The organism is Varibaculum sp. C0165D1 (assembly GCF_056590355.1).
In genome coordinates this window covers 498,253-510,738 of record NZ_JBWPVY010000001.1, presented here as the reverse complement: position 1 = coordinate 510,738, position 12,486 = coordinate 498,253, and the positions used below count along the sequence as shown (strand labels likewise).

The 12,486-nt window shown below is 52.8% G+C and carries 12 protein-coding genes; 7 read left to right on the top strand and 5 right to left on the bottom strand.

The window, feature by feature from the left end; genetic code table 11:
• Positions 1-44 precede the first annotated feature (44 nt).
• Positions 45-1,049 carry an ornithine carbamoyltransferase gene (gene argF, locus AC1EKS_RS02345; RefSeq protein WP_481008895.1) on the top strand — a complete coding sequence of 335 codons (1,005 nt, stop codon included), beginning with the start codon at positions 45-47 and terminating at the stop codon, positions 1,047-1,049.
• Between the two features lie 91 nt (positions 1,050-1,140).
• On the opposite strand, the gene AC1EKS_RS02340 is transcribed toward argF, so the two are convergent.
• The 3 genes from AC1EKS_RS02340 to AC1EKS_RS02330 all read right to left on the bottom strand — a co-directional run bounded on the left by AC1EKS_RS02340 (position 1,141) and on the right by AC1EKS_RS02330 (position 4,150).
• Positions 1,141-1,929, bottom strand: a complete 789-nt coding sequence (locus tag AC1EKS_RS02340; RefSeq protein ID WP_481008897.1) for an HAD-IIA family hydrolase — start codon at positions 1,927-1,929, stop codon at positions 1,141-1,143.
• A 203-nt stretch (positions 1,930-2,132) separates the two neighbouring features.
• The gene (locus AC1EKS_RS02335; RefSeq protein WP_481008898.1) at positions 2,133-3,086 is read right to left on the bottom strand and encodes a sugar-binding transcriptional regulator; all 954 of its coding nucleotides are present in this window, start codon (positions 3,084-3,086) and stop codon (positions 2,133-2,135) included.
• A gap of 308 nt (positions 3,087-3,394) precedes the next feature.
• Positions 3,395-4,150: a hypothetical protein gene (locus tag AC1EKS_RS02330; protein WP_481008899.1), complete on the bottom strand. Its 756-nt coding sequence runs from the start codon at positions 4,148-4,150 to the stop codon at positions 3,395-3,397.
• Positions 4,151-4,292: 142 nt separating this feature from the next.
• Between AC1EKS_RS02330 and AC1EKS_RS02325 the strand changes: the two genes are divergently transcribed.
• A complete protein-coding gene (locus AC1EKS_RS02325; protein WP_481008900.1) occupies positions 4,293-5,957 on the top strand; it encodes an ABC-F family ATP-binding cassette domain-containing protein in 1,665 nt (554 codons plus the stop codon).
• Positions 5,958-6,021: 64 nt separating this feature from the next.
• Here the strand turns inward: AC1EKS_RS02325 and AC1EKS_RS02320 are convergent, their stop codons facing one another.
• The gene (locus AC1EKS_RS02320; protein ID WP_481008901.1) at positions 6,022-6,249 is read right to left on the bottom strand and encodes a hypothetical protein; all 228 of its coding nucleotides are present in this window, start codon (positions 6,247-6,249) and stop codon (positions 6,022-6,024) included.
• Positions 6,250-6,300: 51 nt separating this feature from the next.
• On the opposite strand from AC1EKS_RS02320, the gene AC1EKS_RS02315 reads away from it, so the two are divergent.
• Both AC1EKS_RS02315 and AC1EKS_RS02310 read left to right on the top strand, forming a co-directional pair.
• Entirely contained in the window at positions 6,301-6,786 is a 486-nt protein-coding gene (locus AC1EKS_RS02315) for a SixA phosphatase family protein (protein WP_481008902.1), read from the top strand.
• A 204-nt stretch (positions 6,787-6,990) separates the two neighbouring features.
• Positions 6,991-7,452, top strand: a complete 462-nt coding sequence (locus tag AC1EKS_RS02310) for a hypothetical protein (protein ID WP_481008903.1) — start codon at positions 6,991-6,993, stop codon at positions 7,450-7,452.
• 110 nt (positions 7,453-7,562) lie between these two features.
• Here the strand turns inward: AC1EKS_RS02310 and AC1EKS_RS02305 are convergent, their stop codons facing one another.
• On the bottom strand, positions 7,563-8,798 hold the full coding sequence (locus AC1EKS_RS02305; RefSeq protein ID WP_481008904.1) for a glucose-1-phosphate adenylyltransferase: 1,236 nt from the start codon (positions 8,796-8,798) through the stop codon (positions 7,563-7,565).
• Between the two features lie 186 nt (positions 8,799-8,984).
• Between AC1EKS_RS02305 and glgA the strand changes: the two genes are divergently transcribed.
• From glgA to AC1EKS_RS02290, 3 genes are all read left to right on the top strand, one after another.
• Complete coding sequence (gene glgA, locus AC1EKS_RS02300; RefSeq protein WP_481008905.1) at positions 8,985-10,190, top strand: glycogen synthase; 1,206 nt, start codon at positions 8,985-8,987, stop codon at positions 10,188-10,190.
• A gap of 107 nt (positions 10,191-10,297) precedes the next feature.
• Positions 10,298-11,086 carry an ABC transporter ATP-binding protein gene (locus AC1EKS_RS02295; RefSeq protein WP_481008906.1) on the top strand — a complete coding sequence of 263 codons (789 nt, stop codon included), beginning with the start codon at positions 10,298-10,300 and terminating at the stop codon, positions 11,084-11,086.
• A gap of 61 nt (positions 11,087-11,147) precedes the next feature.
• Entirely contained in the window at positions 11,148-12,485 is a 1,338-nt protein-coding gene (locus AC1EKS_RS02290; protein WP_481008907.1) for a glutamine synthetase family protein, read from the top strand.
• Position 12,486: the final 1 nt, after the last annotated feature.

Here is a 12,486-nt window from a genome sequence, read left to right as displayed (position 1 = left end):
GTCCCAGCAGACTGGGGAAATAGAATAAATAGAAAGGTTAAACTGTGGCTTTACTATCTGGTCGCCATTTCTTAAAAGAACTTGATTTTACCGCCGAGGAGTGGCGCTACTTACTAGATTTGGCGGCGCAGCTAAAAGCGGCCAAACGCGCAGGAACCGAAAAACCTTATCTAAACCGTAAAAATATCGCCCTGATTTTCGAAAAAACCTCTACTCGCACCCGCTGTTCTTTTGAGGTTGCCGCCTATGACCAGGGCGCTAACGTCACTTTCTTGGATCCGGTGGCCTCCCAGATCGGCCATAAGGAATCCATGGCAGACACTGCACAAGTGCTGGGGCGCTTTTATGACGGGATAGAGTTTCGAGGACGCCGCCAAGAGGACGTAGAAACTTTGGCGCGCCTGTCGGGAGTCCCCGTTTGGAATGGGCTCACTGATGAGTGGCATCCTACCCAAATGCTCTGTGACCAGCTCACTATGTTGGAACATTCGGATAAAGAACTGAGTGATATTTCTTTCGCCTACCTGGGGGATGCTCGCAATAATATGTCGAATTCGCTGCTGATTTCGGGGGCGATGATGGGAATGGATGTGCGGATCGTAGGCCCCAGGAAACTCTGGAATGAGCAGCGCTGGATCGACAAGGCCCATGAAATCGCAGCTCAAAGTGGTGCGAAGATCACCCATACCGATGATCCCGCGGCCGGGGTTAAGGGTGCAGATTTTCTGTACACCGATGTCTGGGTCTCGATGGGGGAGCCGAAAGAAGTGTGGGATCAGCGGATTAAGCTTTTATTGCCCTACCAGGTCAATGCCAGGCTCATGAAACAAGCCGGTTCGCAGGCAAAATTCTTGCACTGTCTGCCCGCTTTTCATGACCGCGGTACCACCGTGGGGGAGGATATTTACCAAAAAACCGGTTTAGAGGCTCTGGAAGTGACGGATGAAGTGTTCTCCGGGGAGCGGTCTATCGTGTTTGACCAAGCAGAAAACCGGATGCACACCATTAAAGCAGTGATGGTAGCAACTCTGGGAACCCTAGCTGATTAGCCTTATCGCCTGCTGTATGGAAGGGGGCTCCCTGCTAGCGGCAGGGAGCCCCCAAAAAATATAGTCCAAATTCTCGGTGTGATACCCGCTATCAGAGTAGGGGTAATAGGTCACCGATGCCGTCGAAAACGGCTTTCGGCCTAAACGGGAACTTCTTGATATCTTCACGGGTAGTCGACCCCGATAGCACCAAATAAGAATCCATTCCGCTTTCTACCCCGGCATGAATATCGGTGTCCATCCGGTCACCTACCATCGCTGCTTCTTCGGAGTGGGCTCCTAGTTTATTAAGCCCGGCGCGGAACATTATCGGATTTGGTTTACCCACGAAATAGGGTCTACGTCCGGTAGCTTTGGTAATCATCGCAGCCACTGACCCCACTGCTGGCAGAGTTCCGTCCTCGGAAGGACCCGTAGTGTCGGGGTTCGTGCAAATAAACTTGGCGCCCTTTTCGATCAGGCGGATGGCTTTGGTGATACTTACGAAATCGTAGAAGCGGGTTTCTCCCAACACCACAAACTCGGGGTTACTTTCGGTCATCACATAACCGGCTTCATGGATCGCAGTGGTCAGTCCCGCCTCTCCAATCACGTAAGCCCGAGAGTTAGGGGACTGGTTGTTTAAGAACTCGGCGGTAGCGTTCGCAGAGGTCCAGATATGGTCTTCGGGAACTTCTAGCCCCGAGGCTTCCAAACGTGCCGAGAGGTCGCGGTTGGTAAAAATAGAGTTATTGGTCAGTACCAAGAAAGGAGTGTTTTTTTCTTTAAGAGTTTCGATAAACTCATACGCGCCCGGCAAAGCCAGCGATTCGTGCACGAGCACGCCATCCATGTCGCTCATCCAGGCTTTGGGTTTACGCAAGTTATTATTATTGTTCATACTTTAAGCTTAAGGGTAATTCCTCTTAATAGAAATCTTTAAAGCCCTGATAGCCGCGCATTTCACACCGTAGAGACCTACCTCGCTTAACTGGAGGGGATGGTTTTAGCGAAGTTATAAATTCGGTAACCGCATGTTTAAATTTGTGCGGGCAGGTGTAGGCTCTCTGGAAGACTTCGCATCGGGCTCCGCCGCATTGCTAGCTAGTTCACTCGCATATCCAGTACTTGCGCGGCAGTAGCCGCGTCAATCACAAGCCGATTAGCGTATCCATGTTCCAGGGCGACCCTAATAATCGCTACTTTCGCGCCCCCGCCAGCAACCATAATTTTTTCGGGAATCCGCCGCAGCTGTGCCAAAGATATTGCCATAGTGCGGTCATTTAGTTCCGGCAAACACACCCTGCCGTGGGTATCGATGAAACGGGAACAAATATCGCCGACTGCTTTCCGCTCTAAAAACAGTTTTACATCTCGCGAGAGGGTAGGCAGAGTCAAAAGATAGGAACTTTTTGCCGCATCCCCCACGGTAAAGACAGCTATGCGAGAATCTCGCCCTCGTTTCAAGGCTGCTGCGACCTGCTTTTCTTTCATCATTGCCTGTTTGGCTTCCGCACTTTGAAAAACGGTGGGCGCTCCCAATAGATGCGCCTGAGCGCTAAAAGCCTCAGCAAAACGATTTACGGCTTCAATCTCGCTTTGCCCACGCGCAAACCCGCCTACGCCTCCGCGCAGCTGCACTATTTCCACATTCTTGCGAGGCTGGGCGGTGAGGTTCTTAGAGATTTCTTCGACGGTCCGTGACCAGGAAACTCCCACGGTATCACCATCTTTAATCACCTTTTCCACCATTCGGGCTCCGGCTTCCCCCAGTGCTTTGCGGACTTCAATATCGGAGGGAGCGCTGGGATAAACCACCACCGCGTCCTCTAAACCAAAACGCGAAATCAGAGCCTTCGCAGTCGACGAGTCTGCTAGTCGGGGATCATTTACCGTGATTTTCACGTACCCTTTGGCGCGCGCATAGCGCAGCAGTTTAGAAACCGTGGGACGGGAGATTCCCAGCCGCGCCGCCACTTCATTTTGGGGAAGACCCCCATAGTAGGCTTTGGCGGCATCAATAGCTTGAATGTCTTTGCGACTCAAATTTACGGGCATGACTTTTCCCTTTGCTACGGCACCTTTGCTAAAGCACTATTGTAAACCTGTGCGCTAGCGGGAGGAAGTAACTCCGCCGAAATGCGAATGCTCGCGTTGTTACCCAGTATGCTTCCGGGTGAGTGTCAATCAATTCTTGGTAATTGCTCGACTTGGAGGCAACCTGTCGGGAATTTCGACAGGTTTGCTTTGAGGGTATTCGCAAGGTAGCAAGGACGCTACCTCACTAAAGGTGCCCCAACATCAAAACAGGCTATTGCAAGGGAGCGCACTGCATTTACGTGCAAAAACTGTGCGTCCACTGCGTATTAAATGAGCTTGTTTATATCTATCATTTTTAAATCGCCGACCAAGGCTGGTAACGAAATACAAATAGTAAGCTTTTCCCGAATCTTCGGGGCATAGCTGGCTACTAGCGCCGCCAAAAGCCAAGAAACACTGATGGAATCCCAGCCCGGAATAAGTGCCCGGTAACTGTCCTCAAATGTTTTTGCGCTGCTGTTTTTAGGGAGGAGGGAACCGCGCGAAGTGTCACCGGTTACGGAAACCCCACAGGAGTTAATAAAAGCTATCGTTTCCCTAGCAACTTCCCCGGGTAACCGGGTATCTGCGGTGACAGATAAAATGACGGTGGTGGTCGCAGGAATGAATTCGGAAGCCATCCATTGCGCGGCTCCCTGGTAGCTGTTGAAATTCGGAGCCAGCTGGGAAAAATCTGCGCTGGTAGTGGGATCAAACTGAAAAATAACTTCTGAAATCTGGAGCTGGTAAAGCTTTTCAGTAGCTTTCCAGAATGCCTCAAGCATCTGAGACATAGCAGCTGGTGTATACGTAAAGCTGGGAGCAATAAAATATGCGGTTGCTTCAATCTGCTGCTGTCCGGGTTTTACAGTAGCTTCTGCAACGTGCCATATTTCTCCATGATCATAGCGCTGGGAAAAGTTCGCGATGAAAGTGTGCTGCCAGGCGTAGATAGCATTAACCAGCGGTTCGTTACCCTCTGTAATCTCCGGTAGGGGGTCACCTGGCTTTCCAAGTAGAGAAATATAGAAGCCACAATACATAGTTATTCTTCACCTCCACCTGCTCTGCCGAGGCTGCTGCTCGCTCCGACCTACTTCTATCCTCGAAATTACGGGAAAGTAGCGGGGCAGGCAATAGGCTCAGCAGTTTTAACTACTGGCAGCAGCTGGGTAGAATCGCGGGGTGATTAATGCGCAAGATATGGAAGTGCGGATCGGGCAGCGGCTCTTGGTATCTCGCACCAATTTGCGTATCGGTAAAGGACTGCGCATCGGCCTAGTAGGGCGCAATGGTGCTGGTAAAACCACTACTATGCGCCTAATTGCGGCGCTAGTGGCTCTCGGTAAACACCGCTCTAGCGGTTCCCTCAGCGAAGAAGAAGCCCAAGACTTAATCGACAATATCGATTTTCATGGAAAAGTTACTTCCTCCGGGTCGGTAGGGTATCTGTCACAAGACCCGGTGGTCGGGGTGAAACAAAAGGACGGGATTTCCCGGATCATGGCGGTGCGAGATTTGGATCGCACTTTGCGGGCAATCGAGAACGCCCAAGAAAAGATGTCTACCACCAGTGGGGAAACTCAGGCTAAAGCGATAGAAAGATACGCCCGCCTGGACGAAGAATTCACCCGCCTCGGCGGGTATGCTGCCCGCTCCGAAGCCATGCAGATCGCTCATAACCTGGGGCTTGACCAAGGCGCGCTCACGCAGCCACTGGCGACCCTTTCCGGAGGGCAGCGCCGCCGGGTCGAACTGGCGCGGGTACTGTTCTCTCAGCCGGACGTACTGCTTTTAGATGAGCCCACCAACCACTTAGACCATGACTCCATTATTTGGCTCCGCGATTTCCTACGCACCTATGCTGGCGGCTTCGTAATGGTCACCCACTCTACGGCGCTGCTAAAAGACACGGTAAACCAGGTGTGGTATTTGGATGCCTCCCGCGCGGTGATTGATCAATACAAACTAGGATGGGACGCCTACCTGAAGCAGCGCGCCCAAGATGAGGCGCGGCGGCGCCGGGAGCGCCAAAACGCCTTAGCGAAAGCACAGGCATTGCGCGAGCAAGGCGAAAAAATGCGAGCCAAAGCCACTAAGGCAGTCGCGGCGCAGCAAATGCTGCGCCGAGCCGAAGAACTGGTAAAAGAAGCCGGAAGTGAAACCAAAGCGGAAAAAGTTGCCCGCCTGCGCTTTCCTACTCCGCTAGCTTGCGGCAAAGTGCCGCTGAATGCCCGCGGCCTCGCGAAATCCTATGGCAGCCTGGAGGTATTTAGCGGCCTAGATTTATCAATCGATCGCGGCAGCAAAGTGGTGGTTTTGGGGGAAAACGGAGCCGGTAAAACCACGCTGCTGCGACTATTAAATGGGATCGAGGACGCAGATGCGGGGGAAGTTGTCCCCGGTCACGGCCTCAAATTGGGCTACTATGCGCAAGAGCATGAAACCTTGGATCCCGCCCGCACGGTTTACGAAAATATGACCGCGGCGGCTCCCGATCTAGATGAAACCCATGTGCGCAATATTTTGGGACAGTTCTTATTTTCGGGGGAGGATGCCTTTAAACCGGCCAGTGTGCTTTCGGGGGGAGAAAAAACCCGGCTAGCATTGGCCACCCTGGTGGTTAGCGGCGCCAATGTACTGCTGCTAGATGAACCTACCAATAACCTAGATCCGGCGTCTCGAGAAGAAATCTTGCACGCCCTCGACCAATACGAGGGGGCAGTAGTGCTGGTGACCCACGATCCGGGAGCCGTTGAGGCCCTCAATCCGCAGCGGGTACTGCTGCTGCCCGATGGGGACGAAGATTTGTGGAGTGATGACTACCTGGATCTGGTGGAGCTTACCTAGAAAACCAGGAATAGCCCTCAGGCTGGAATCTTCTGGATAGAAGAGAGCGGCCGGGTAAGTGCAGCTAATCCAAAGTTGCCGTATCTACCTCGCTAAAAGGGACCACCTTGGTGGGAAAAGAGCGATACGCCAGGTATTGCTGCAGGAAATCGGCGTGTTCGTCGCAAGTCAGCCAGGTTTTATGTACGGGACGAGGAATCTTAGGGTTACGCCACAGTACCGCTTTGGTTGCCGGGTTTTCGCATCCGCGCGCCGAACAGATATTGTCTTCTGGTCCTTTAGCTAAAGCCATGTTCCTCCTTGTCTTTAGTTTTCATTCTAGAGGCTTAGCTAGGATGGGGGTATGAGCTACGTATTAACGCTGGTGCGCCACGCCCAGGCTGGTTATGGCCGGGGCGACCACTCCCGTCCTTTGACCTCAGCGGGGGTGCGACAGGCGCAGGAGTTGGGGGCGCTTCTAGTTAAAGAGAAGGTAGCGGTAGAGCTGATATTGCATTCCACGGCGGCTCGCGCCACCCAAACTGCCCAGCAGATCGGCAGGGCTTATCGGGGGGCGCAACTGCTCGCGGAGGACGAGCTTTATCATTGCTCCCCGGAGCGGCTGCTGCGTTTAGTGGGGGAGTACGGGCCGGCAGGTGGTGAAGCCATCTTAGTAGTAGGCCATGAGCCCATAATCTCGATGACTGCCCAGCTGCTAGCCCCGGAAAACGGAGGCGCACCCTACGGAGTGTCCACCGCTACCGCTATTGCTTTTCAAGTTTCCGGCTTTACTCATCTTGTCCCTGGTAACGGGGAATTATCTGGAGTTATTCACGCTCCCCTACGCTAGAAGTATCGGGTTTAGCCACTAGGGGTAAAGCCATTGAAAAATATTTACGGCAGCTGCTAGATGTGCCGGACAAGTCTAAAAAATGGGAAAAGAACTTCTATATAAAGCATCTGTACTAGAATTAACCCAGGAATAAGAGTTGACCCATATCCAAGGTGTTATAAGAAAATAATTCTGACATATATATCAAGAGGAAGAAAGATCATGAGCCAGTTCAATCCCGATCCCAGCCAATCTCCAAACCCCCATCAGCAGCCAACTCCGGTTCCACCGCAAATGAGGCAACAACCAAGCTACGGGCAGCCGCAAATGGGGCAACAGCCGGCTCCGATTCCCCCGCAAATGGGACAGCAGCCGCCCTATGGGCAACCACAAATGGGGCAGCAGCCGGCCTACGGGCGACCTTTCCCGCAGGCTCCTGCGCAGTACTATCAAAATCAAGGAGTGTCTAGCGCAAACCCAGAGGACACCGGTAGTTTTGGATGGGCAGTTCTGGGCTTCTGCATTCCGATTGTTGGGTTGGTTCTTTGGCTGGTGTGGAAGAATACCAAGCCAAAGACGGCAATCCAGTGCCGTAACGGTTTCATCGCTGGCGTGGTCGCGACGGTACTTTTCTATGTTCTTTTTTATGCGGTTATCGGCGGAATGATGTACTCCGGTATGTAAGTAGGAAAAATCCGGCGCGATTTTCTCAAACGCTAATACCTATAAGAAATGGGTGTCGGGAACATGAAAACATGTCCCGACACCCATTTTTGGTTTTAGCTTTGATGAGGCTATTCGGTTACCACTGTCCCCTTGGGTACTACAGTGATCCCGCCCTCGGAAACCGTAAATCCGCGTTCGCGGTCTTTGTCGTGATCAACGCCGATTTGTACGCCCTCTGCTACGCGCACATTCTTATCCAAGATGGCATTGTGGATCACCGCGGAGCGTTCCACATCGACGCCATTCATCAGCACCGAGCCATCGACAGAGGCGAAGGAGTGCAGATGCACCATGGGAGAGAGCATAGAGCGTTCCACGCGCGCCCCGGAAATAATTACTCCCGGAGAAACAATCGAATCCAGAGCCATGCCTCGGCGATTCTCATCGCTAAAGGTGCTCTTGGCAGGGGGTAGCCAGGCGTCTAGCTTCGTGTAGGTTGGCCAGTCAAAGTTGTACAGGTTAAATACCGGAGACACTGACAACAGATCCAGGTGGGCCTCGTAGAAGGCATCAATGGTACCGACATCGCGCCAGTAGTCGCGGTCGCGGTCGCTGGCACCCGGAACTTCGTTTTCAATGAAGTCATAGCAGTTAACCCCGCCATGCTCTACGAAGTAAGGAACCAGATCCCCGCCCATATCGTGTTTAGAATCTTCATTCTCAGCGTCTGCCTGTAGGGCTGCCACTAGATCTTTAGTGGTAAACACATAGTTACCCATTGAAGCCAAGAACTTTGTGGGATCATCAGGGAGACCCTCGCAGGTTTCGGGTTTTTCGATAAAGCGATTAATCGTTCCGCCAGTTTGGTCAATTACGCCAAAAGCACTGGAAAGCTCAATCGGTTGGCGAATCCCGGCTACCGTACATGGCAACCCGGATTTAATATGGTCATCGACCATTTGAGAAAAGTCCATACGGTAGATGTTGTCCGCGCCGATAATCAAGATGTAATCCGGATTTTCATCGCGCACAATGTTTAGCGACTGGTAGACCGCGTCTGCGCTGCCCCGGTACCAGTGTTTGCCGCGTCGCTGCTGGGCGGGCACCGGTGCCACATAGTTACCCAGTAAATCGGACATCTTCCAAGTGGTCGCCAAGTGGCGGTCCAGAGAGTGCGATTTGTATTGAGTGAGTACTACCGAGCGTAGATACCCGGAGTTAACCACATTGGAAAGCGCGAAATCAATCAAGCGATAAGTGCCCCCAAAGGGAACCGCAGGTTTCGCCCTATCTAGAGTAAGGGGCATCAGGCGTTTGCCTTCGCCACCGGCCAGAATCATTGCTAATACATTATTTTTTGCCATAACCTCAGCATAGGTCAGTACTGGGGTGTGGCGTGGGGTTTTGAACTGATTAACTAGACGTCAATTTACAAACCATACCTAGCAATAGTAGCGGGAAAGAATCTCGTTTCTGCCCCTTGCCTTCGCGATTCAACTAACCTAGTAACTAGCAGCAAACCCAAAGGTCACTTAAGAAAGGATCCCGAAATGCATGTTGATTTATTGAGCCGCGAGTATCCTCCCCACGTTTACGGCGGTGCTGGAGTCCATGTCACTGAGCTGGCAAAGGTGTTGGCAGAGAGAATCGACGTGGGAGTGCATTGCTTTGACGGCCCCCGACCGGATGACGGTGGGAAGATCCGAGTTACGGGATATGACTATTGCCGCAAGCAGGACGGGGATAATGCCGCGCTGCGTACCCTGGGAATTGATCTGCAGATGGCACAGCACTGTGACCAGGCTGATTTGGTACATTCGCACACCTGGTATGCCAATATGGCCGGTCATTGGGCAAAGAATCTTTACGAAATCCCGCATGTGGTGACCGCTCACTCTCTCGAACCGCTGCGCCCCTGGAAACGCGAACAACTAGGCGGCGGGTACAATCTTTCCTCCTGGGCAGAAGAAACTGCCTATCTGGCAGCAGATGCGGTGGTCGGGGTCTCCCACGGAATGAAGGACGATATCTTGCGTGCTTACCCCCAGATAGACCCAGATAAGGTTCACGTTATCCATAACGGTTTGGATCTAACTGATTGGGCGCTACCTACCGACCAGGAAGCGGTTGCCCAAACCCTGGCCAAATATGGTATTAATCCCGATATCCCGACTGTGGTTTTCGTGGGCCGGATAACCCGGCAAAAAGGACTGCCGCACTTCTTGCAGGCAATCGAGCAGATTCCGGCAGATTCCCAGGTAGTACTGTGTGCCGGGGCGCCTGATACCCCGGAGATTGAAAAAGAAGTACGCGGATTGGTAGAGGGGCTATCTGCTCGGCGCAGCGGCATCATTTGGATCGAAGAAATGCTCCCGCACGACCAGCTGGTGAATATCTTGTCGGCAGCGCATGTTTTTGTTACTCCCTCGATTTACGAACCGATGGGGATAGTCAATCTGGAGGCCGCCGCCATGGAACTGCCGGTAGTCGGCACCGCAACCGGGGGGATTCCCGACTGCATTGCCGAGGGCGAAACCGGATACCTAGTACCGATCGAACAGCTATCTGACGGCAGCGGTACCCCCACGAATCCCGATAAATTCCATCGGGATATGGCCGAGCGGATTACCGCCCTGCTGGAAAAGCCGGAACTGGCTAAGAAGATGGGCAAAGCCGGACGCAAACGGGTGGAAGAAAAATTCTCCTGGCAGACAGTCGCCGATAAAACTGTGGAACTGTACCGTTCCCTCTTATAAGAACAATAGGCAGCTAGAAGGGTAATAGCTGCGGCGGGGGCGAGCACTTTGGGGAAGATGCTCGCCCCCGCCACTTATCTGTAGCCACACTGTTTAAGATGGGAAATATGGATACTCTGCTCCGATTGCAACACGTCAGTTTCATGCGTGGGGGAAACCCCATCCTTCAGGATGTTTCCTTCCAATCCCAACTGGGTGAAAACTGGGTAATACTCGGTCCTAATGGAGCGGGAAAAACTACTCTGATTTCTATTTTGGCGGCCCGAAACTATCCCTCCAGCGGGGAAGCGGAAATCTTAGGGCAGCGGTTGGGAGCGGTGCCGGTACAAGAACTGCATGAACGGGTGGGCCTGTGTTCTACCGCGGTGCTGCGGGTAATCCCGGGTTCGCAAACCGTGAAGGCACTGATTCTGTCGGCCGCCTATGGCACTATGGTGCGCGGACGAGATCAAGATTTCGAGGATATTGACTATCAGCGACGAAGCAACCTGATGGAACTCTTCGGGGTAGCAGCTCTACAAGACCGCAGGTTATCTTCATTGTCCGATGGGGAACGCCAGCGGGTACTGATTGCCCGCGCCCTAATGGCCGATCCGGAAATCTTGATACTGGATGAACCGGTTGCGGGCGTGGATCTGCAGGCTCGCGAGCTTTTATTGTCCGCCCTTGACGAACTCAGTTCGGATCCAAAATCACCACAGATCGTGATGGTTACCCATCACTTAGAGGAAATACCGGCATCTTTTAATCGCGCTGCTCTGATGAAGGAAGGTAAAATCATGGCTAGCGGTGAGATTGACCAGGTGCTGACCAGTGAAAATCTTTCAGAAGCGTTTAGTCTGCCGCTTAAATGCGCGCGCAGCGACGATGGACGTTGGTGGGCGCACGCCCAGTAGCTAGCCAAGCGGGAAGCAATAGTTTTAGACCCCAAAATACGGTAAACAGTAAGGAAAAATCGTGGATTCAGCACAAGAGGATGTACTGCAAAAGATTGCGGAACTAGGGGTAAAGTTCATTCGCCTCTGGTTCACTGACGTGTCGGGCTCCCTGAAATCGGTGGCGATTGATCCCGCCGAATTAGAGGATGCCTTTAACGAGGGGATCGGGTTCGATGGCTCCGCGATCGAAGGTTTTACCCGGGTTTACGAATCAGATATGTTGCTGCGCCCCGATGCCTCTACTTTCCAAATCTTGCCCTGGCGAGGTGACGACGGCGAAGTCGGACGGATGTTTTGTGATGTCTACACCCCGGATCTACAGCCCGCCCGTTCCGATCCCCGCCGGGTGCTAGAGCGGCAACTAGAACGGGCTGCCGATCTGGGTTTTACCTGTAACATTCACCCCGAAATTGAGTTTTACCTGCTGGAGCCGCCAACTTCGCTAGATGAGCCCCTGCGTCCTATTGACAATGCCTCCTACTTTGACCATGTTCCTAATGGCGGGGATAACTCTTTTAGACGCCGGGCAGTGGCGATGCTGGAAGAAATGGGAATTTCGGTAGAGTTTTCGCATCACGAAAATGGTCCGGGGCAAAATGAAATCGACTTGCGCGCTGCCGATGCTCTGACTGGATCCGATAACATAATGACTTTCCGCATCCTGATTGAAGAGATCGCGATGCAAGACAATCTGGTGGCCACCTTTATGCCCAAACCTATGGCGAGTGAGGCCGGCAGCGGAATGCACACCCATATGTCACTGTTTGAGGGCGAGCAAAATGCCTTTTATGATGCTTCCAGTGAAATTTATCAGCTTTCGGCCACCGGACAGGCCTTTACCGCCGGGCTGCTTGCCCATGCCCGCGAATATTCGGCAGTAGTAAACCAGCACGTCAACTCCTATAAACGGCTATGGGGAGGCTCGGAGGCTCCCTCCTATATTTGTTGGGGACACAATAACCGCTCGGCGCTAGTTAGGGTGCCGCTCTATAAACCCGAAAAAGCCGGTGATGCCCGCATTGAATATCGCGGCACCGACCCCGCTGCCAATCCCTATTTAGCCTATGCCGCGCTGCTGGCAGCCGGGCTAGACGGGATTGAAAAAGATATGAAACTCCCCTTAGAAACCGAGGATGACGTGTGGCGTCTATCGGATAAGGAGCGTCGTGCCCAAGGTATCCCCGCACTGCCATTAACCTTGGAAGAAGCCGTATCTGAGCTGCGCAAATCCGAGTTCATGGCTCAGGTATTGGGGGAGGAAGTTTTTGCCTACGTGCTCCGTAACAAAGAGCGGGAATGGCGTGAATATTCGGCTCAAATCACCCGAGGCGAACTAGCAAAGTTCTTGCGAGTATAGT

Excerpts from the sequence above, each read along its gene's own strand:
- glgA (WP_481008905.1), top strand. The coding sequence starts at position 8,985 with ATGCATGTTGATTTATTGAGCCGCGAGTATCCTCCCCACGTTTACGGC.
- AC1EKS_RS02295 (WP_481008906.1), top strand. The coding sequence starts at position 10,298 with ATGGATACTCTGCTCCGATTGCAACACGTCAGTTTCATGCGTGGGGGA.
- AC1EKS_RS02315 (WP_481008902.1), top strand. The coding sequence starts at position 6,301 with ATGAGCTACGTATTAACGCTGGTGCGCCACGCCCAGGCTGGTTATGGC.
- AC1EKS_RS02320 (WP_481008901.1), bottom strand. The coding sequence starts at position 6,249 with ATGGCTTTAGCTAAAGGACCAGAAGACAATATCTGTTCGGCGCGCGGA.
- AC1EKS_RS02340 (WP_481008897.1), bottom strand. The coding sequence starts at position 1,929 with ATGAACAATAATAATAACTTGCGTAAACCCAAAGCCTGGATGAGCGAC.
- AC1EKS_RS02310 (WP_481008903.1), top strand. The coding sequence starts at position 6,991 with ATGAGCCAGTTCAATCCCGATCCCAGCCAATCTCCAAACCCCCATCAG.
- AC1EKS_RS02330 (WP_481008899.1), bottom strand. The coding sequence starts at position 4,150 with ATGTATTGTGGCTTCTATATTTCTCTACTTGGAAAGCCAGGTGACCCC.
- AC1EKS_RS02335 (WP_481008898.1), bottom strand. The coding sequence starts at position 3,086 with ATGCCCGTAAATTTGAGTCGCAAAGACATTCAAGCTATTGATGCCGCC.
- AC1EKS_RS02305 (WP_481008904.1), bottom strand. The coding sequence starts at position 8,798 with ATGGCAAAAAATAATGTATTAGCAATGATTCTGGCCGGTGGCGAAGGC.